Source organism: Candidatus Poribacteria bacterium (assembly GCA_026702755.1).
GTDB lineage: Bacteria > Poribacteria > WGA-4E > WGA-4E > WGA-3G > WGA-3G.
Map to the genome: position 1 here is coordinate 1 of JAPPBX010000123.1, position 21838 is coordinate 21838.

Here is a 21838-nt window from a genome sequence, read left to right on the forward strand (position 1 = left end):
TCCTCATATTGTTTAGTTTCGGCTCGAGTCGCTTTACGAGCAGAAATGATACGGATATTCATGTAGTGTTCAGTTTCATCAGTAGTGTGTATAACAACAAGTAAAATACCGTTTCTGTCGAAACCTAAAGTTATCCAACGATCTTCAGTATCACTATGATCTTCATCAAAAATGGTAATTTGATTTGGATCTTGAAAAACAGTTGTTGCTTGTACAAAAGAGATCCTGTGCCTTTGCTTGTTTTGCTTTTCTTTCTCAATATGCCATGCAAAACTATATCGCAACTGTGACTCCTGGACTAAACCCTAATGTTGCAGCGTCTGTGAGATGAAAAGTTTCGTGCGTTCGTGCTGTGGGTTATCAAAGAAATCTGCGGGTGCTGCTTCCTCTATAACCACACCTTCATCAAAGAACATGACACGATCCGCCACTTCCCGAGCAAATCCCATTTCATGCGTAACAACGAGCATCGTCATGCCGGAGTGTGCAAGCTCGCGCATCACGTCTAATACTTCCGAGATCATCTCAGGGTCCAAGGCACTCGTCGGCTCGTCAAAGAGCATAATCTTCGGTTCCATCGCCAATGCTCTTGCGATTGCGACGCGCTGTTGTTGACCGCCCGAAATTTCTGCGGGATACTTGTACGCTTGATCCGCAATATCCACCCGTTCTAAAAGCGATAAAGCGATCTCTTCTGCTTCGCTTTTCGTCAGTTTCCTGACCCGGATCGGACCTAAGGTTATATTCTCCAAGTTCGTCAGATGCGGAAACAGGTTAAACTGTTGAAATACCATACCGACTTCTTGACGGATAAGGTTGATGTTGCGGAGATCGTCGGTGAGTTCTACCCCGTCAATGATAATTGTGCCGCGCTGATGCTCCTCCAGACGGTTCAGTGTCCGAATGAATGTGGACTTCCCTGAGCCAGAAGGACCACAGATTACCGCCCTTTCGCCTTTTTGGAATGAGGTGGTAATCCCTTTGAGGACATGGAAATCGTCAAACCATTTGTGGACATCCTCACACATAATAATTGGATCGTTCGACGTGTTTTCGTTTTCTGCCATTTTTAGATTCCTTGTTAGATGTTCTTATAGGGGCGAGGTAACCTCGCCCCTACTCTACAAGTTTTAGTGCTTTCCAACGCCCAAGTCTGTCTCAATGTCTTGGCTGGCATAGGAGATCGCATAACAGAAAACAAAATAGATAACTGCGGCGAACAGATAGACCTCCGCTTGCAGTCCGAGCCAGTCCAGATTAGCGATGACGCTTTTAGAGACACCCAAGAGATCAATGAGTCCGATGATAGCGACGAGGGATGTATCCTTAAATAAAGCAATGAATTGTCCAACAATCGCTGGGATAACTGACCGAAGTGCTTGCGGTAAGACGATAAATAGCGTCGTCTGCACATAGTTAAGTCCTACGGCTTGTGCGGCTTCATGTTGGCCCCTTGGAACCCCTTGAAGTCCGCCACGAACATTCTCTGCCATGTAGGCGGCGGAAAAGAGAGTTATGCCGATCATCATCCGTAAAACTTGGTTAATATCAAGCCCCGGCATGAATATCGGGATTAGGACGTTGCCCATGAATAGGATTGTTATCAACGGCACCCCGCGAACGGTCTCAATGTAAGTCGTTGAAACCCATCGGATAGCAGGGAGATTGCTCTGACGGCAGAGTGCTAAAAATACGCCAAGTGGGAAAGAAACGACGATACCTACAACCGCTAAGATCAATGTGAGAAGCAGTCCGCCCCAATTGCTTGTCAGAACACCATTCTCCCCGAACCCACGTAACACCACCATGATTACTGGGAAAGAGAGTATCCACGCTCCCAAAATCCAAGGTCGCAAACCTGTTCTGCCACGTCCAAGGAAGAACGAAACCGCTATCATAGCGATCGCGCCTAAAAGCCATCCTCGCGTTGAGAATTCAAAAGGGAGAAGCGCACTGATAAACCAAACCCCACTGAGAACAACAGCAAATCGGCGTACCAAACCACCCCAGAGCCCAGCACTTAAACCTATGAGCACACTTAAAATATAAATCGCGTTCCATACGCGCCATATCTGTTCTTGTGGGTAAGACCCGACCATAAAGAGCCGAAAATTCGCTGGGATCACATCCCATTCCGCTTCGGTAAACGCCCAAGTCAGAAGCCCTTTAAAAGCAAAGAATAGGAGCACAAGAGCCAAGCAAGTCAAGAACACGTTGTACCAAGTATTAAATAAATTGTCCTTGAGCCATCGCGCTGCGCCTTTTGTGTTGGCGGGTGGTTTAATTTCTTGTGTGAGCTCTCGTTCTTCCACTGTGTAATATGCCTTTCTAATTAGTTATCAGTTATCAGTACTCAGTTAAGAGATTATGGGATAAGCGGACACCTCTTTTACTGATGACTGACAATCGATAGCTGATAACTATTCTTCAGTTATCGACCAATTCGAGTAATCCGACGGTTATACCAATTCATAGCTGCCGATGTCGTCAAACTCATCACCAGATAACTGACCATGATCATCGCGAAAACAGGAATGGATTGCCCCGTCTGAGTCATCATAGTATTTCCTGCATAAACCAGATCAGGGAAAGCGATTGCAACCGCTAAACTTGAGTTCTTCGCGAGGTTCAGGTACTGACTTGTGAGCGGCGGCACGATAATAGGAACAGCCTGCGGTAGAACAACCAAGCGTAAGGTCTGTGAGTCATTTAAACCAACCGCTCTCGCGGCTTCTTTTTGCCCCTTGACGACTGATTGTATACCACTTCTCACGATTTCGGCAATGAATGCGCTTGTATATATGGAGAGTGCAATTAAAAGGGCAGAGAACTCCGGTGTAAAACGTATCCCGCCTTGATAGTTGAAACCTTGCAGTGTTGGTAAATCGAGTGTAAAGGGGCTGCCCGGTGTGAAAAACCATCCACAGAGTGAAACGATAAGGAACGCAGGAAGTGCCCATTTTGCGCGAAAGCCAGGGCGATCTAATTGTTGAAGTTGCCGCCACCGCACAATATAGAGAATCACCCCAAGGAGTAAACCTGCACCGAGAAACCATAGCCAAATTTTCAGTCCTGGTGTCGGTTCAGGCGAAGGTAGATATATGCCTCGGTTATTAATGACCACACCTTTGAAAAGCGAGATACTTTCCTTGACCTTGGGAAGTTGTGCGACTACGGCGGTATACCAAAATAGAATCTGGAGCAAAAGCGGAATGTTACGGAAACATTCCACATAGACAGTGGCTATCGTTCGGATTAACCAGTTGCTCGACAGGCGAGCAATGCCGAAAAGGAGTCCGATAAGTGTAGCACAGACAATCCCTATGATACTGACTCTGAGGGTGTTCAGGATCCCAACCCAGAACGCTTTCAGATAGGTATCCGAGGGGTCATAAGGGATACCCTCTGAAATGTCAAACCCGGCTTCATCTTGGAGGAAATTGAGGTTCAGCGTCAGCCCAAGCCCGCGGAGCCCCTCTAACATGTTCTTGTAAAGGATTGCTAACAACAGGATTACACCGAACAAGAAGAGAACCTGAAGCAGGATCCGCAAAACTCGGACATCTCGCCAAAAAGGGATTTTTCCCGATACAACTGTATGTGAATTATTTTCCATCTTTTTTCTGTCGAAACGTCACTGGGAAACGCCCCTTACATTTCATGGGTTTGAACACTTGGTCACACTTTTTGCCAGAAGGTACGGGGTAGGTACAAGACCTACCCCTACGGGGTACGGGGAAAAATCCATGCTTAAACATCCGAGACTTATTAGGTAGCAACTTGGGTTGGTATAGTTAGCATGCGACTTCGTTCTATCGAAACGGTATCGCGTAAAGTAAACCACCCTGCGTCCACGGTTTGTTGACACCACGCGGCAGACCCAGTGGGGTCAGGTTACGTTCAAAAATCTCGCCATAGTTGCCGACAGCAGCGATCACTTGACGCGCCCAGTCTTTCGGCAGACCGAGTTTTTTGCCCATACCTGCACTCTCATCTATACCCAAGAAACGCTTGATTTCAGGGTTCTCTGTTTCAAAGGTGTTGACGTTGGCTTGCATAATGCCGTGTTCTTCGGCAAAGAACGTGGCGTAAACAACCCAACTTACGACATCATTCCACTTGTTATCTCCGTGGACGGTAACAGGACCTAAAGGTTCCTTGGAAATGGTTACGTCAAGAATAATATGGTCGTCTGGATTTTTTAAGGATTGGCGGCGAGAGACTAATTGCGACTTGTCGCTTGTTACCGCATCGCAACGCCCCTGATCGTAACTCTGGTAAAGCGTCTCAGTTTCCTCAAAAACAATAGACTCAACTTCGATCCCTAAGGCACGGGTGGTGTCGGCGAGGTTTAACTCAGTCGTGCTACCAGCGGTGACACCGATCGTGGCACCTGCCAACTCCTTGAGCGAAGTTATACCGAGATCCTTGCGGAGCATAAAACCTTGACCGTCATAAAAGGTTGGCGGCGCGAAGTCAGCACCTAAGTCGGTATCACGGGTCAACGTCCAAGTGGTGTTGCGGATTAAAACATCTATTTCACCTGTCTGAAGGGCGGGAAATCGATCAGCAGCCTTTAGCGGACGAAACTCAACTTTGTCCGGATCACCCAAAACAGCAGCGGCAATCGCTCTGCCGTAATCTACGTCAAAGCCTTTCCATGTACCATCCTGGCTGAGGTAACCGAAACCGGGCAATTCTTTGTTCACACCACAGATCAACCGTCCTCTATTTTTCACTCTATCCAATACACTCTCTTCGCCTCTTGCGAGTAGAGGTGTTATCAATGAAATCGCTAAAACTAACGCGGAAACGCGAAACAAAAATTTACGCACAAAAATCCTCTCTTTTTAGTGTGACCTCTGTCGCAGAGATCGTTTATAGTAGAATCCGAAAATAAGTTTACATTTTGAAAAAACGTACCCTGCTTCATGAACCCTGTAGGAGGGAATTCCGAGTCCCGACTCTTCTCCTAAGGGTGTATAAGTAATTACGGGATCTACCATAATGAAGGACCTTGATTAAGGTCTGTTCTCGTTGTTAACAATTTTATTTGTGCCGCTCTTTTGAAATAGAATAGCGGGAGAGCGGATATTATACTCTACATTTTACCAAACCCTTCCTATGTTGTCAAGCGAATTAATTGAGGAGAGCGAAGTCATTCAGTTCTTCGGTTTCGTAATTTTCTACTTGACATCTGTTCGGAAATTTGCTAAAATGTGAATTAAGTCAACACAAGGAGGCGTAACAGATGAAATTAACGATAAGCGTAATCGTCTTACTCTGTTGCCTATTACCGGTGGCGACGTGGGCAGAACTGCCCCTTGATAAGCTCGCTCTCTATATGTCTTTTGATGACATTCAGGGCAACAAAGTTATGGACGGTTCAGAGCACGGGAATGATGGTACGATTATGAAAGCATCCGTTGCGAAGGGCAAGGGAAAGTACGGCGACGCAATGGAATTTGAAGGCGGAGATAACCACGTACTGATTAAGAATTCAAAGTCGCTCTCAATTGCAGATGAAGTTACAATTTCCGCTTGGGTAAACTGGAACGATGCGCCTGGGAACGGCTGGTTGTGTATAATGGCAAACGGGTCACAAGGTGGACCGTGGGAGAACTACGGACTCTTTGTTAACCGTGGCAGCCGCTACTTCTACTTTACACTCTCTGTAGGTGCTGAGGGTGCCCATAAGGTGATGAATTCTGGAGCCGGTACGACCGAATCTGAAAAATGGACCCACTGTGTCTGTACCTACGATGGCAAAGATGCCAAAATTTATATTGACGGCGATCTAATAAATGAAGCACCGCATGGGGGCAAATTGGTTGCTGGAGATCAAGATTTGCGGCTCGGTCATCGAGGTGGAAGTGGTCATTGGTACAACGGTTTACTTGATGAAATCGCAGTATTTTCGGTCGCTTTGGATGAGGATCAGGTTAAGGAAGCGAGCGGCAACATTGATGAGGCACTTGATGTTGAGGCGCGTGGAAAACTGACAACCGTCTGGGGCAAGGTCAAGGCGGAACGATAATCTGACATCTATGGTTGCTGTCAAAACAGTTTCTAATACAGAAGAAGGGCGGAGTGGAGCGCAACACGGATACTCGATACGGTGTTTGCTCCATTTCGCCCTTGTTTTTCTCTGTCTTGCCTGTTCCGAAGTCGAAGAAGAAGTGGCGCAACCACCCGAAGGTATGGTCCTAATCCCCGCGGGCACCTTTCAAATGGGGAGTACCACCGGCGATGTTGATGAAGCACCTGTGCACATGGTGGAACTTGATGCGTTTTATATCGACCAGCATGAAGTAACAAACGCCGAGTATCGGGTGTTTGTTACTGTTACTGGATATCCTCCGCCACGAGGAATTGGCTATACCGCTGTCTATGAACTTCTCAAACACGGTTACGAGCCGTGGAACGACCCGGATTTCAATCATCCAGACCAACCCGTCACAACAGTGACATGGTTTGATGCTGCTGCCTACTGCGAATGGGCAGGTAAACGGTTACCGACAGAGGCAGAATGGGAAAAGGCAGCGCGCGGTGGCTTGGAAGGGACGCGCTACTCTTGGGGCAACGCTGAACCGAATGACACGACTGCCAACTTTGCCGACAGCCAAACGGAATTTGAGTGGCGGAGTCCAGACGTAAATGACGGATACCTTTTTACCGCACCTGTTGGCATGTTTCAACCCAACGGTTACGGTTTGTTTGATATGGCGGGAAATGTATGGGAGTGGTGTGCGGATTGGTACAGCACGACCTACTACAGCGACGTGCAAAGTGCGGAAAGTCCACTCCGGAATCCGAAGGGACCTGACACCGGTAAACGGCGTGTTTTGCGTGGTGGAACGTGGTATCGTGCGGTACACACGATACGGAATGCTGAACGGATCAGTGATTATCCGAACAATAGTCTGAATGTCGTTGGATTTCGGTGCGCGAAGGATGCACCTTAAGTCTGAAAGCGTGGGATTGATTTCTGCCAGTAATTTTTGATGAACAATTCTTTCCCTTTTGCTGCACTTTCCTTCCTATAATTATTCATTCCATATTGTAGTGTCCACTCTTGAATCTCCATTTTCCACTTGACACTCATCGAAAAATTCCTTAAAATGATATAGCCAAACTTGAACAGAGAGGAAGGAAAATATGCCACAAACTGATGCAAATCAACCGAATGTTATCGTCTTTTTCACCGACCAGCAGCGGTGGGACACTTCTGGATTACACGGCAATCCGCTCGATCTGACCCCCAACTTTGACCAGATGGCGCAACGTGGAACGCATGTCCACCGATCTTTTACCTGCCAACCTGTCTGCGGTCCCGCGCGCTCATGTTTACAAACGGGATTATATGCGACACGTACGGGATGTTTCCGAAACGGTATCCCTTTATCGCCGAACCTCAAGACCCTCGCACACCACTTCGGTGAAGCGGGTTATGCCACTGGGTACATCGGCAAATGGCATCTCTATAGCGGCGGCACTGGACCAGGACCTGTACCCGCTGAGCACCGAGGCGGATATGACTACTGGTTAGCGTCCAACGTCCTCGAGTTCACTTCTGATGCGTATCAAACAACACTTTATGGTAACGATAATCAACCTGTTGATCTCCCCGGCTATCGCGTTGATGCGTTGACCGATGCGGTGATTCGTTACGTTGACCGGCATCAAAACGAACCTTTTTACCTCTTTACGTCATACATTGAACCGCATCACCAAAACCACCTGGACGATTATCCACCGCCTGATGGGTATCGAGAGCGGTACGCAGGGAAATGGATACCACCGGATCTTGCCGCGCTCGGTGGCTCGACGCACCAGCACTTAGGCGGCTACTACGGTATGGTGAAAAGACTGGACGAGGCACTCGGCAGACTTTTAGATGCACTCAAGAGCCTCCACCTCCTCGATAATACTATTATCCTCTTTACTTCTGATCACGGATGTCACTTCAAAACACGGAATGGTGAATACAAACGCTCATGCCATGAAAGTTCTATCCGTGTACCGACTGCGTTCCACGGAGTTGAGTTCATAGGTGGTGGGCAAATACAAGAATTGGTTAGCCTCGTAGATCTTCCTCCGACGCTCCTTGATGCCGCGGGTTTGGAAGTTCCCTCTGAAATGCAAGGTAGGTCTATTCTGCCGCTGGTGCGCGGGGAAACAGATGACTGGCCAGAGGAGGTTTTCGTCCAAATTAGTGAGGCGCAGGTCGGACGTGCTGTTCGTACCCAACGCTGGAAATACGGTGTGGATGCTCCGAATAAGAACGGCGGCAGTGATGCCGGATCCGATCGATATGTTGAGCAATATCTCTACGACCTTCAAGCGGATCCCTACGAGTTGCGGAACCTTGTTGGATTGCAATCGCATGAACCTGTAACAGCGGTGATGCGGGAACGGCTTATTCGGCGGATGTTGGAGGCGGGCGAAGAGGCACCGACAGTTGAACCGGCACCGACACAAAGAAGCGGACAACGCAGCGTCTCTGAAGCAGAAGCGAACAGTTAAAAAAGTCAGAACTATGATTTCTGTGATTTATTGATTCGTGTGATGTAAGTCAGATAATTCATGAATCCCGGTTCAGACAGATGAGCAAAGGACCCGAATTTAAAATATGAAAATTACAGATGTTAAGACCTTGGTCATGGGGACCAGTTGGCGTAATTTAACCTTCGTCAAAGTTGAGACTGATGAAGGCTTGACCGGTATCAGTGAGGTGCGGATGAACAACCGCACCGATGCGCTTGTTGCCTACATTGATGGTGCGAAGAAACGGCATGTCATTGGGAGCGATCCATTCAATACGGAGGACCTCTACCAACGCCTATTTCGGGACGATTACGGACGCGCAGGTGAAATCGTCGCAACCGGCATCAGCGTCATTGAGATCGCGTGCTGGGATATTGTCGGTAAAGCACTGAATCAGCCGGTCTATCGCTTGCTTGGTGGTGCTTGTCGTGATAAAATCAAGGCGTATGCAAACGGCTGGTATCGTGTTGAGCGCACAACTGAAGAGTTTCATGCTGCTGCCAAAAGGGTGATTGAAAAAGGCTACCGAGCACTCAAATTTGATCCCTTCGGTGCTGGTTATTATGAGCTTTCTTATGAAGAGAAGTTAAAATCTGTTGCCCTCGTTGAAGCAGTACGTGACGCTGTCGGACCGGATGTCGAAATTCTCGTTGAGATGCACGGTAGATTTAGTCCGTATATGGCGATTGAGATCGCCGCCGAATTGGAAAAATTCCAACCGAGTTGGGTTGAAGAACCTGTGCCTCCCGATAACATCGCTGCGCTCGCAAAAGCAGCCGACCATATTAACCTCCCTGTCGCCACAGGTGAGCGACTCCACAATAAGTATGAATACCGTGAGTTGATTAACTTACAAGCAGCAGATATCCTGCAACCCGATATTACGCAAACAGGCGGCTTTTTGGAGACGAAGAAAATCGCAGCGATGGGGGATATGTGTTATATGACGGTCGCACCGCACAATGTCGGTGGCCCCGTTTCTACCGCGATTGCCTTGCATTTCGCTACATGCACCACAAACTTCAAAATTCAGGAACACTTCAATGATTTCTCAGAAGCGTGGGTTAAAGAGGCTGCCACTGGGTGTCCCGAAGTCATTGACGGTTATTTCAGTCTGCCAAATGGACCGGGACTCGGTATGACGTTGAATGAGGAGCTTATCGCCGAACACCCTTATCGTGAAGGTTCGTTCAATCTCTGGGAAGATGACTGGCACAAGCGCGAGTATTAGTCAGAACTGTGATTGAGAGATTTGTGTAGGGAACTTGAATTTCGGAAGCATTGTATGGTATCCTTTCAAATAGGAACATTGAAAACAAAAAACATGACCTCGCAATACTTTTGAAATATTCCCTGATTCAGCAGTTCTGAGGAGAAAGAACATGAGACATACAACAACAATCGAACTCGTAAACCTGTCAGACCTCAATTTAGCAGATAATGGTGTTATCACTCCCGAGGAGGTCCGCCGTGTCACTGTTGAAGATGCCCTCGTGGATACGGGGGCAACGCGGCTCTGCTTACCGAAACCCATCATTGAACAGCTCGGTTTAACACCCTTCGGCAATGCAAAGGCGAGAACCGCGGCTGGCATCGTGGACCGGATCATTTATTCAACGGTTGAATTCACTGTATTGGAGCGGAAGGGAACACTTCCAGTAACAGATCTGCCGGAAGGTGCCCCGGTTCTTGTTGGACACATGGTTTTAGAACAATTGGACCTCTGCTTAGATATTAGGAAAGGATTAACCTATAATCCAGACCACGATAACGACTGGATTGAAGAGGCGTGGTAAAAATATTATGAGTTTTCACTATCAAGACGGGTACCTCTACTGCGAAGAATTGAAGGTTAAAGACATTCAAGAGCAGGTGCCCTACAGTCCATTTTACCTCTACAGTCTCGCACAACTTGAGACGAACTACACCGCATATCAGAAAGCACTTGACGGACTCGACTCGATTATCGGCTATGCGATTAAGGCAAACAATAACCTCGCCCTGCTTAAACGCCTCAGCGCGCTCGGCAGTGGTGCAGTCCTCGTCAGTGGGAACGAATTGCAGATGTCGCTCGCGGCAGGGTTCGACCTAAAACGAACCATCCTAAACGGCAACGGAAAAACGCTTGAGGAACTCAGCCTCGCTGTTGAACACGGCGTACTCATTAACATCGACAGCGAATTTGATTTGGCACACATCCAGCAGACAGCAAAAGATCTTGACACGCCAGCGAATGTGCTTATCCGCATCAATCCAGATGTGGATCCACAGGTGCATCCGTATGTCTCCACTGGCATGAAAAATTCCAAGTTTGGCATCCGCAATGAGCGGCTTAATTGGTTTCTAAGCGAAATCCGCAAGGACAATCTGCTAAATTTGGTGGGTGTTCACTGCCATTTGGGTTCGACAATTAAGAAGATCCAAATCTTCCGAGATGCCACTGAAATCATGATCGCCTTCATGCGTGCGATTCAAGCCGAGGGCTTCTCTCCACGTTATCTCAATATCGGTGGTGGATTGGGCATCGACTATGAACGCACTGGCGAGGAGATTCCGACACCTTCCGATCTCATTGATTCCATCCGCGACCTGCTGCCTGAGAACATCACACTCATTATTGAACCGGGGCGTTCTCTTGTCGGTAATGCCTCCGTGTTTGTCAACCGTGTTACGGGTGTAAAAACCAACGGTAACAAGCATTTCATCGTCACTGATGGCAGTATGTCCGAACTGATCCGACCAAGTCTCTATGATACCTATCAGCATATCCAGTTTATTGAACCGATTGATGGGGCAGTTGAAACTTACGATGTTGTCGGTCCCGTCTGTGAATCCGCAGATTTCTTGGGTAAAGAACGTGCGCTTCCTACACCGCATGAGGGTGCTGGACTTGTCGTTTGCGATTCGGGTGCCTATTGCCACGCGATGAGCTCCAATTACAATCTGAAGATGCGTCCCCCTGAATATCTCGTTGACGGTGATAGTTTCACCTGTATCCGTCGTGTTGAGACCCTTGACGATTATCTGCGTCTTTTCGACGTGTGTTAGTCTTTAGTCGTGGGTAGTTGATGACTTTGGACTTGCGAAAACATAAGTTAATGCGTTACAATAGGATATGGATCAAGAGATAACAACCCCAAGAAACGTTCAGTGGATTGGTGATTCAAAAGAGAAGTGAAGAAAGGATTATGAGCAGGAACATTAAGGTTGAAGAAGGCAGCGGAAATATTTTCAAGGATTTGGGTTTTTCTGATGATGTTTCAGAGAAAGAACTCCTAAAAGCGCAGTTGGGAGCTGAGATTTTCCGCATTCTGAAGGACCGTAAGTTAACTCAGGTCGAGGCGGCGAAACTACTTGGCATTAAAGACGTTGAAGTTTCTCGTCTTAAAGCCGCTAAACTTTCTGACTACAGCGTTGAGCGATTGATGCGGTTTCTTAATCAGTTGAATCGCGATATTGAGATTCGGATTATTCCTTCAGAAGATAGAGAAGGATAGCAGCGGGTGGTTGCTGTTTAGCTCAGGGTATGCTTCAATCATGGCAAGGCATAGATATTGCTTCCCATCTCCAGCCGGTTGTGGTAGGGACGTGCCTTGCGACACGCTGGCGTTCCCTACCAGCAATGCATTAGATAGTATCGCATGCTCTTATACCATTTCTGAAAGTAAATATTACATTTACGACTTTTCTGAAAGGATATGCAATAGGCACAAACTAAAAGTTTATGCTACATGCATCTTGAAAAGCATTAATTAGAGATGGTATTACAAGCGTTCTTCTAAAAACGCAATCCCCGCTTCTAAATCAATCTCATGTTCACCCTGAAAATGATCTAGTATCAACCGATCGCCTTGCCCTGATGCCGCGTAGATTTTCTCTACCTGTTTGAATGCTTGTAGCGCATCTTCCTCAATAAAACACATATCGTCGGAACCGATCTGCACCATACACGCCCTCGGTGCTATCAATCCCGCTACTTCCGCGATGTCCCCTGCTTTTCTCAGTCCGAACATAAATTGTGAACCACACGTATTCCCACGCCCGCGGTCATTCAATGCGTCCGTCAATGTGCTAAGGTAACAAACGATAACAGCCGCTTTCACGCGTTGGTCTACGGCAGAAATATAAGTCGTCATCGTGCCACCGAACGAACACCCCATGCATCCCAAGCGACGACTATCGACTTCAGGACGCGATTGGAGATAGTCCAAACAGCGTTTCCCATCTGAGACATTGAGTTGCAGCAGTTGATAGCCGAAGTAACCGAATGCAAGATAGGCGACGTTGCAACCATCGCGACCCGGGCGACGGACCCACTCATCCCGATCCTTCCGTTCGCCGAAGCATCGCCAATCTGGTGCGATTGTAACGAAACCTCGCTTCGCCAATTCTACAGCATACTGTTTCTGATAATCCTCTACAATGCCGACTGCGCCATCTTTACCGATCCCGTGTCCATGTGCGCATAAGACTGCTGGTGCCGGGTTTTCTGCACTTGCACCTTCCGGGATTAAGACGTACGCTGGAATCGAAGAAAATGGATCTGGATTGAAGATAATCTTTTCCCGTGTGTAGCCGTCATACTGTGTCTGTTCCAAAGTTTCAACTTCCAACGGTATCGCTTCTGGCGAGGGGCCCAGGTCTTTAGCGAGATTACGTCGAAATCTCTTTCGCCACTCTTGCCATTCCGTTTTTGTCGTCCCATTGAAATGGAGGGGTGGTGTTGCTTTCAAAAGTTGTTCCGTGCTTTGCTCAGCTGTCAAAAAACGTTGTACTGCCATCATCTATGCCTCCTATAGTTTTCTGTTTCATACCAGTTCGGACTATTTTAGCACGAGAAGTTTCTGATTGCAAATTCAACCCAAACAACGACCAGAATTCACCTTGACTTTCATAAGTTTCCATGTTAAAGTAACTTTATGAACGATGCATTGCTCAGCGTCCAAAACCTCAAAACCTACTTCCGCACGCCGGAAGGGCTTGCCCGTGCGGTTGACGGCATCTCTTTCGACATCAAACCGAACGAGATTTTCGCACTCGTCGGAGAGTCGGGTTGTGGTAAAAGCGTCACCGCACTCTCCGTGATTCAACTCGTCGCGCAACCTGCTGGATTCATCGCGGACGGTGCTATCTATTACAAAAGGCAGGACATCACACGCCTGTCTGAAGTTGATAAACGGAAAATTCAGGGCAACGACATCGCCATGGTGTTCCAAGAACCGATGACGAGTCTCAACCCAGTTTTCACCATCGGCAACCAGATTTCAGAGGCAATCCAACAACACCAAAACCTACGCGGCGCTGCTGCAAGAAATGCTGCGATCGAGATGCTCGACCTCGTCGGTATTCCGGAACCTGCTGCCCGTTACGATGAATACCCGCACCAGATGTCCGGTGGCATGAAACAGCGTGTCATGATTGCGATGGCACTCTCCTGTCGCCCAGGGCTTCTCATCGCTGATGAACCCACAACCGCCCTGGATGTCACCATACAGGCACAGATCCTTGAACTCATCCAGCGACTCCAGCAGGAGTTGCAGATGGCAGTCCTATTGATTACACACGACTTGGGTGTTGTTGCTAATATCGCTGATCGTGTTGCTGTTATGTATGCTGGAAAGATTGCCGAGATGGGGACATGGAAGCAACTCTACGAAACTCCACAACACCCCTACACAGTGAAACTCCTGGAATCGACACCCGCACGGGATAAACGGGGGACGCAATTACACACAATTACCGGCAGAGTGCCGAAAGCGACCGAATACAATGATGGATGTCGATTTGCTGATCGCTGTCCAAAGGTTATGGATGGGTGCGAAAGTATTGCCCCAACGCTGCATACCGTTAACGGTGGTGCGCACAACGTCGCCTGTCATCTCTACAATCCTGAACCGCCCTTTTCGGTGCAGCTTGCAAACCGAAAACTTGCTGTACAAAAGCATGCTATAAAGACTTCGGCTGCAAGGCTTGAACTCGAAACAGAAATTGACTCAAAAAATGTGGATTCTTCGACACAACCGACAACGGCACAGCCGCAACTTCAGGTAAAGGATTTGTGTGTTCACTACCCCATTCAGAAGGGCATCTTCAAACGCACCGTCGGTTATGTTTATGCTGTTGACAACGTTACACTTGAGATTCCACGCGGCAAAACGCTTGCACTTGTTGGTGAATCGGGATCCGGCAAGACTTCGTTCGGCAAAGCCATCCTCCGATTAGGCGTGCCTGTTAAGGGTGATCTCGTCTATGACGGTACTAACATCGCAACTGCGACGCGGGAACTTATGCATCCCTATCGGAAACGGATGCAGATTATCTTTCAGGACCCTTATGCGTCTCTCAATCCCCGGATGATGGTGGGGGCTATTATTCAGGAAGGAATGCAGGCACACAACATCGGTGAGTCCGCTGATGAACGCCATGATCGGGTTGCAGAATTGATGCAGCGCGTGGGTCTATCGCCAGATATGGTGAACCGCTATCCGCATGAGTTCTCTGGCGGTCAGAGGCAGCGCATCGGTATCGCGCGATGTCTTGCTGTCGATCCAGAGTTCATCGTCTGTGACGAGGCGACCAGTGCACTCGATGTATCCGTGCAAGCGCAAATACTGAATCTCCTTAAATCGCTGCAATCCGATTTTAATCTGACTTATCTCTTCATTACACATAACCTTTCCGTCGTTGAGTACTTCGCGGATGAGGTGGCAGTAATGTATCTCGGTAGGATCGTTGAGCGTGGAACAACAGAGGAGATTTTCGATTCGCCCAAACATCCTTATACGCGTGCGCTCCTTTCCGCCGTCCCGAAGATGGATGAGAAGACCGGCGTTGAAAAAATTCAGTTGGAGGGTGATGTGCCGTCCCCAATCAATCGCCCGACTGGGTGTTATTTTCATCCGCGGTGCCCGGAAGTAATGCCGATGTGTAAAGACGAATATCCGGATGAAACCAGTTTCACGCAGACGCATACATGCAACTGTTACTTGTATCGAGATGGTTATCGGTAGTCGGTTATCGGTAACAAGAGGTGCTTTGTTTATCCAAGAATTTCTTTAACTGACAACTAATCACTGATAAAAAATATGCCAAAGATTAAAATACTCTCCGCAGATGTTGCCAATAAAATCGCCGCAGGTGAGGTCGTCGAGCGTCCTGCCTCAGTCGTCAAGGAACTCATTGAAAACGCACTGGACGCAGGCAGCACCTCTATCCGCGTCGAGATCCGTGCAGGTGGAAAACGCCTCATCCGCGTCTCCGATAATGGTGGCGGCATGGAACGCGAGGATGCACTCCTCGCCTTAGAACGCCATGCAACGAGCAAGGTAGACCGTATTGAAGACCTTGAATCTATTCAAACCTTTGGGTTCCGTGGCGAGGCTCTGGCAAGTATTGCCTCGGTCTCACAATTTGAACTCCTCACCCGTACGGCTGACGCACTTGAAGGAACGAAGGTGGACGTTGAGGGTGGTGTTTTTCGTTCTGTCCAAGAGAGCGGATGCTCTCCCGGCACCCACATGTCTGTTAACAACCTGTTTTACAATGTTCCTGCGCGCCTGAAGTTTCTGAAAACCGATACCACAGAGATGAATCATGTCACGAATCAGGTAACGTGGGCTGCGCTGGCGCATCCGAAAATCCATTTTTCATTGACGCACAACGGCAGATCAATTCTTGATGTCCGCGCCTGCGATTCATATCTTGAGCGGGTGCGTCTCCTCTACGGCAGAGAGTTCGCTGAGAACCTCATCGAGTTTACGGAGGAGCTGCCCGACCTGAAAATTTACGGTTTGCTCGGAAAACCTGAATTTACGAAGCCGAACCGGGAGTATCAACTCTTTTTCCTCAATCAGCGTCCGATTCGCAGTCGTATCATTGGCGCAGCGTTGACGGAGGCACTTGACGCAATGGTCGCTAAGGATCGGCAGCCCGTTGCGCTGCTTTTCCTAACGCTTGAACCTGAAGCAGTTGATGTCAATGTGCATCCCGCTAAAATCGAGGTACGCTTTCGGAACGAGCGGACGATTTATAGTGGTGTCGTCCGTATGATTCGCAACGCCCTCCATAAAGCGAAGTATATCCCCAAAATCGAAACTTCCACTGAACAGTCCCCATCTGAAGAGGATACTGAAAGCCGAGATGCCGATTTATCACAACGAGTTTCTACACCGAGGTCCACAACCCCGATTGGGGGGAGGCGAGTTGCCACAACGCCTACAGCACAAACACAGCGCGGGCAAACACCGCCTGTCCCGACACAGGAACCAGGCGACATCGGACAAGAGACTGAGGCTCCCGACACTTCTTCGGAAGCGCAAGTTCCGTCTACACCCACTGAAGTCGTCGTGCAACCCCCACAGCAACAGATTCCTGAAGGTGTGAATCTCAGCCTCCTCGACTTTGAGAATGTCCAACTCAAAGCGAACCTCTTTAAGACTTATATTGTCGCTGAAGCGGACGATAAAATCTTTTTCATTGACCAGCACGTTGCCGCCGAGCGTGTGCTTTATGAACGCTTCGTCAACCAGTTAAAAACCGATGGTATCCCTGTACAGGGATTGCTGCTGCCGGTCACTGTGGAAGCCACACCGCAGCAGCTTGGTGTTCTCAAAATCCACGGCGACATCTTCAAGAAACTCGGTTTTGATTTGGAGGAATTCGGGGGCAACACTATTCTGGTCCGGGCAATCCCATCGCCACTACCAACCCGTGTCGCTTCGCAGACCGTTACGGATCTGCTGGACAAACTTCCTGAAGAACCGCATACCGAGGTCCAACTCCCGGAAGCGATTGACAACGCCTTGGTAACGCTCGCGTGTAAGGCAGCGGTCAAGGCAGGGGATACATTGGATATGAAGGAGATGACGAACCTCATCAAGGAGTTGTCCGAGGCGAAGCTTCCGTTCAATTGTCCGCACTCCCGTCCTATTATTGTCGAGATGGGACGCGATGAATTGGAACGCCGATTTCACCGATAATCTAAAAATAACAAAGATTCGGAGATCACTCTTATTGGTGATATGCAAGGTTCCAAAAATAGATTTGACACAGGAAGAGGTCATTGAGTGCTAGCGGGAGGGCGATTGCTGATGTTTCCAAAAAATCTCTATATGGCAATCAAGTTGCTGGATAATCTCTTTAAAATGGTTATATGTAATATTTAAAATTCGGTTTACGATCGGAGACAGTAGGATTTGAAATCAAGATTTCCCCGACAGCGTCGGAAAAACCTACGGTTACAGGTTGAGATTCCCCAAGATGACACGCATTATAGTTCAATTTTGTTAAACCAAAAATGTCCTGTGCGACTCTTTCTATCGGTGCTTCTCCATGTTGAATATCAATACGTAAGGGAATAGGTGTTTCCCATCCGTCATAGGTCGCAATTCGTGGCTTAAATCCACTTCCCCACAATAAACCTGATTTGTTGTTGGTTTTCCAGAATGTTCCTCTAAGAACTGGCATGTTGCCTGACCGGAATAATCTTGGCGTACGTAGACGATCTGTACGTACTCTTACACCAACAAGTTTAGTATCCTTTGGACATGCGTCTTGATAGCCAGAAAATTCACTCTTACTAATATCAGATCGTGAATGCAAGAAAATCTCCTTAAGTTCCTTACCTTCAAGTTCTTTGTACGTCTCTAAAATACCACGTAAAAGGTTGTGTGCAGCGGACTTACTTAAGTGAAATTGCTTAGCTTCCAATGAATACCACGGTCCATACTCACCAAGAAAAACTATGCCATCTCCGGTATCAAGAAACATTTGTGCAGCACAGCAGGCGGTTTCTCCTTTTTCTGGTGTGACAGCTCGGCGAAAGGCAATACCGATGTAGCAAACACCATCACGAGCGGTAACAAGTCTCCAAGGTTTTCGGCCACATTTGTAATAAAGCGCAGTTCCGATGTTCCACATACGGTCCGAAAGTGGGGTAAGACTGCGTTCTCCGAATACATTATGATCTGTTAATCTTAATGTGGATTCACGCAGAATTTGCAAAGGGATTCCGTATTGCATTGCGCGCGCTTTAAACTGTCGCCGAAAATCAGGAAACAGTTTATACTGTTCTTCATCAAAATTAGCAATAAATTCAAGTTGTCCAGCTCTTCTTCGCTCTATTGTATTATTAGAAGCACGTTGAATGGAATCAGTAACATTTGACTCTGGGCGACAATTCTGCCAAATCTCATCTGGCACCACACAGATAGCTACACCAATACTCTCATCAAGTTTCCTTGTTTTCCTAAGTTGTTCAAGGTAATGGTCTACAACTCCAAATACCCGTTCATATTTATCTGAGTAACGAGAGATTTCAATGAGTCGGTCCCGATCAATTTGATAAGACCTAACTGGTTTGCTGGACCACGGCGAACAAAATGCTGCTTCGAATCCCGGAAATGGAGGCCAAAGTCTCTGATTTCCATTCGGGGCAAAAATGGCAGGACGATTCATAGCATCCGCCCATTTTTTAAAGGTAGTGATTCCTTTATCCGTTCCAATAAGAATATAAGATAGTCTGCCAGGTCTGGAAGGCAGATCAGCATCATAAGGACCGAAGAGTGCAAGCCCATCACGCGGATCAGCCGTACGCTGTCCGTAGCGGAATTCTAACTCTGGTTCATCAAATACTATGGTTGAATCAGTTATCTCCGATTCCCTCATCGCCAATATCTCCATCTGAAAATTCATCGTAGTTTCTGATCAATTCTGATCGTTCTCGACTAAGTTCATCAAGTACTTCTTCGTTAATGCCAACTGGAACATTCATACAAAGCGGGGTGGCATCAATAATAATTTGCGTTTCTTCTGATTCACCGATGGTTATTTTATCTCCATCTGCCAGGAACTGACTGACAGCCAGAGTACGGTTAAGCCAATCTCTATTCCACCAGTTTTTGCAAAGATGTTTTCGTCGTGAAACAATCGTACGATGACCTTTTAAAGGTTTTCCTTTTGTGTCTGAAAGGCGAACTCGTATCCGAACGAGAACTGTGAAATCATCAAAGAGATCTTGGCGGACAAAAAAGTCCGGAGCAAGAGAATATAGGTATTCGCTTCCAGATAAGTGTTTTCTTTTTCCACTGGCGGCTATATTAGCCTTTTTACCGTCAGGTTGAGTAAAACTGATTCGATTGCTCTTATCGGGATCTCGAGGAAAGTAGAGTCGTTCTGTTTCGCGGCAGTACTTCAATCCTTTCTGATGACATTTCACAATTAATGCTTTTCGGATAAGTTCTGATGCTAAGTGAGATGGCCAAATTCTGTATATCGGCTTCTTCACTTCGCGCCATAAGTCCCCTCCTTTCTCACCCTTTTTGGTCATACCATACTCCTTGATGATTGAAGCGGGAGGGTTATGAAAGCTCAGAAAAGTATATGGATCGATTTCCCTATAACTCCATTCCGACTTGAGTTTATCCAATTTTTCTTTTTCAATTGCTTTCTGTGATTTGAAGCGGTAAATTACCTTTGGGATTTGATGAACTCGAAAACAGTTTGAGAAAAGAGTTTCTTTTTCGTCTGACCGAACATCGTTGCCCAAAAAGGCTTCTGCGGCAATGAATTTCCCGTTAGGCAATGATAGCGGACAGTCAATAGATTTCAGTTTTTTCAGTAATTGCTTCAGTCCCTCAGCCCAATTGTCCTGAAATGGGATAAACTTTAAGGTTCTCGTAACCTGATCCAACTGTGTTTGATCTATACCATCCACATTTAAGGGTATAAGGAAATCTTGATCCCGCTCACTCCCGACGTTTAGGGCAAGTAATCTTTGCCGTGTTACTTCAAGGTCTTTCATGGATGCCCGCGAATACAGACCAATAAACCTGAAAGTTTGATTTTTAATTGCATCATCGATATCATCAGGAAAAGTTTCACCACCAAGTAATTGGAAACGTTCATACCAAACGAGATATCCTTCTGCGGTCAATTTCCTAGTTAACCAATCTGCAAATACTCCATCCTCGTCAACAGCACTAATGAAAAGATGATCTTGATTTGTTGAGTTACCAATCCTATCTTGAGCCGCGAGAAATTCTGGATGAAAAATACCTGGGTGTTGTTTCTTAATCTGGGGATGCTTCACGTCAAGCAGAATTCGCAAACGCTCAATACCGTGAAGTTGCAATTGCCAGCCAAATTCGTTTTTAATGTAAGCGACTGCCTCGTCTCGTTGAGGGGCTGTGATTTTAGATGTGGTGATAAAAACAAATTGGTTACACGCGTGACCGTGCTTATGGACCTTTTCTGCATCTTCAGTAAGTTTCACTCTCCAGCCTTTATTCACACTGTAGGCAAATATCGTTGTTTGATTAGACGCATTAACGTAAATGGCATCCCGTCCTTTATCCTGGGAACCACCAAGGGGTTCAATAGAACTGTAACCTTCCAGTGACATTAAGGCACTGCAAAGTCGCTCAAATTCAAAATGATCTGTGACTTCTTGGAGACAAGAAATTGTTGGATTTACTGCCATTTTCTTTTAAATCACCCTAATTTCTATGCTGGTTATGAAACTGAACTATTTAATATGATAACCTAATCTCTATTGGTTTTTCAAGGTGATTTAATTTTAGCCTTCTGCCAACAAAATTCGCTCGACTCTCTCTTTCGCCTGTCCCACAACAGTATCGGCTTCTTGTCGCAGTTGTTTAGCACGATTGCGAGTACTGGTGATATAATCAGCGATTTCAGCCTGCTTTTCAATTGATGGCTTTGGAATGATTAACTCCTTAAAGAATTCACTTGAAACCCTTTGCTGTCCAGCAGAACCTGTGAAATGTAGTGCAGCATGTTCCCGTAGAGATTTCAGGTGTAACAGGGCATGGATATAGCGGATGTTTATCCCTTCTAACGCGCGAAAGACGTGAAACTCTGTCGAACCGCATCCGATACCTTCTTTCAAATTATCAACAACAGCAGACTTCCATTTTCCATACACGGCGTGATTTTTGCCCAAATCAGGTCGTTGTCTCTAAATCTTGTATATCCCTTTGCTTCTTCGATCGCCTTGCATAGAGATAGGTCAGCTGTAGATACTCTGGGGCTGTTTGTCGAGTCAAAAATTTGCTGATATGTTGGACAGATGTTGAAGAAATACGCAAGCAAAACTCCTACGGGGTTTGATCGCGGGATGGGAACGTTCTATAGAGATGTCGCCCCTAATGAGGTTTAAGTATTTAATCGGGTAATTTTTTCTCAGGTCCGGTCCTCAAACAATCATCAAAGCACGTGGTCGTCTTCAATAATCCCCTTCGCCTCCAAACCAGCAAGCACATTCTCAGCACAT

18 protein-coding genes are annotated in these 21838 nt (G+C 47.1%); 9 read left to right on the forward strand and 9 right to left on the reverse strand.

What is annotated here, in order from left to right; translation table 11 throughout:
• The 5 genes from OXH39_24355 to OXH39_24375 all read right to left on the reverse strand — a co-directional run.
• Positions 1-284: BrnT family toxin (locus OXH39_24355; protein ID MCY3553599.1), on the reverse strand; the 284-nt coding region annotated here is incomplete at its 3' end.
• A gap of 21 nt (positions 285-305) precedes the next feature.
• Positions 306-1028, reverse strand: a complete 723-nt coding sequence (locus OXH39_24360) for an amino acid ABC transporter ATP-binding protein (protein MCY3553600.1) — start codon at positions 1026-1028, stop codon at positions 306-308.
• 102 nt (positions 1029-1130) lie between these two features.
• The gene (locus OXH39_24365; GenBank protein ID MCY3553601.1) at positions 1131-2312 is read right to left on the reverse strand and encodes an amino acid ABC transporter permease; all 1182 of its coding nucleotides are present in this window, start codon (positions 2310-2312) and stop codon (positions 1131-1133) included.
• 119 nt (positions 2313-2431) lie between these two features.
• Complete coding sequence (locus OXH39_24370; GenBank protein MCY3553602.1) at positions 2432-3616, reverse strand: ABC transporter permease subunit; 1185 nt, start codon at positions 3614-3616, stop codon at positions 2432-2434.
• A gap of 196 nt (positions 3617-3812) precedes the next feature.
• The gene (locus OXH39_24375; GenBank protein MCY3553603.1) at positions 3813-4835 is read right to left on the reverse strand and encodes an amino acid ABC transporter substrate-binding protein; all 1023 of its coding nucleotides are present in this window, start codon (positions 4833-4835) and stop codon (positions 3813-3815) included.
• 416 nt (positions 4836-5251) lie between these two features.
• On the opposite strand from OXH39_24375, the gene OXH39_24380 reads away from it, so the two are divergent.
• The 7 genes from OXH39_24380 to OXH39_24410 all read left to right on the forward strand — a co-directional run bounded on the left by OXH39_24380 (position 5252) and on the right by OXH39_24410 (position 12044).
• Positions 5252-6037, forward strand: coding sequence for a LamG domain-containing protein (locus tag OXH39_24380; protein ID MCY3553604.1), 786 nt, complete (start codon positions 5252-5254; stop codon positions 6035-6037).
• A 10-nt stretch (positions 6038-6047) separates the two neighbouring features.
• On the forward strand, positions 6048-6965 hold the full coding sequence (locus OXH39_24385) for a formylglycine-generating enzyme family protein (protein ID MCY3553605.1): 918 nt from the start codon (positions 6048-6050) through the stop codon (positions 6963-6965).
• Between the two features lie 193 nt (positions 6966-7158).
• Positions 7159-8526, forward strand: a complete 1368-nt coding sequence (locus tag OXH39_24390; GenBank protein MCY3553606.1) for a sulfatase-like hydrolase/transferase — start codon at positions 7159-7161, stop codon at positions 8524-8526.
• Between the two features lie 106 nt (positions 8527-8632).
• Positions 8633-9778 carry a mandelate racemase/muconate lactonizing enzyme family protein gene (locus OXH39_24395; protein MCY3553607.1) on the forward strand — a complete coding sequence of 382 codons (1146 nt, stop codon included), beginning with the start codon at positions 8633-8635 and terminating at the stop codon, positions 9776-9778.
• Between the two features lie 151 nt (positions 9779-9929).
• A complete protein-coding gene (locus tag OXH39_24400) occupies positions 9930-10343 on the forward strand; it encodes an aspartyl protease (protein MCY3553608.1) in 414 nt (137 codons plus the stop codon).
• A 7-nt stretch (positions 10344-10350) separates the two neighbouring features.
• Positions 10351-11595, forward strand: coding sequence for a diaminopimelate decarboxylase (gene lysA, locus OXH39_24405; GenBank protein ID MCY3553609.1), 1245 nt, complete (start codon positions 10351-10353; stop codon positions 11593-11595).
• Positions 11596-11735: 140 nt separating this feature from the next.
• Positions 11736-12044 (forward strand): helix-turn-helix transcriptional regulator, encoded by a 309-nt coding sequence (locus OXH39_24410; protein MCY3553610.1) that lies wholly within the window; start codon positions 11736-11738, stop codon positions 12042-12044.
• Positions 12045-12311: 267 nt separating this feature from the next.
• Here OXH39_24410 and OXH39_24415 read toward each other — a convergent pair whose 3' ends face one another.
• Positions 12312-13331, reverse strand: a complete 1020-nt coding sequence (locus tag OXH39_24415; protein MCY3553611.1) for a dienelactone hydrolase family protein — start codon at positions 13329-13331, stop codon at positions 12312-12314.
• Between the two features lie 135 nt (positions 13332-13466).
• On the opposite strand from OXH39_24415, the gene OXH39_24420 reads away from it, so the two are divergent.
• Together OXH39_24420 and mutL are read left to right on the forward strand one after the other, a co-directional pair.
• Positions 13467-15557, forward strand: a complete 2091-nt coding sequence (locus tag OXH39_24420; protein MCY3553612.1) for a dipeptide ABC transporter ATP-binding protein — start codon at positions 13467-13469, stop codon at positions 15555-15557.
• A 75-nt stretch (positions 15558-15632) separates the two neighbouring features.
• Positions 15633-17525: a DNA mismatch repair endonuclease MutL gene (mutL, locus tag OXH39_24425; protein ID MCY3553613.1), complete on the forward strand. Its 1893-nt coding sequence runs from the start codon at positions 15633-15635 to the stop codon at positions 17523-17525.
• 169 nt (positions 17526-17694) lie between these two features.
• Here the strand turns inward: mutL and OXH39_24430 are convergent, their stop codons facing one another.
• The 3 genes from OXH39_24430 to OXH39_24440 form a co-directional block, all read right to left on the reverse strand.
• A complete protein-coding gene (locus OXH39_24430; GenBank protein ID MCY3553614.1) occupies positions 17695-19212 on the reverse strand; it encodes a hypothetical protein in 1518 nt (505 codons plus the stop codon).
• Positions 19190-21025 (reverse strand): TIR domain-containing protein, encoded by a 1836-nt coding sequence (locus OXH39_24435; GenBank protein MCY3553615.1) that lies wholly within the window; start codon positions 21023-21025, stop codon positions 19190-19192. The genes OXH39_24430 and OXH39_24435 overlap by 23 nt, the downstream gene beginning before the upstream one ends.
• 96 nt (positions 21026-21121) lie before the next feature.
• Positions 21122-21508, reverse strand: coding sequence for a restriction endonuclease subunit S (locus tag OXH39_24440; protein ID MCY3553616.1), 387 nt, complete (start codon positions 21506-21508; stop codon positions 21122-21124).
• Positions 21509-21838 lie beyond the last annotated feature (330 nt).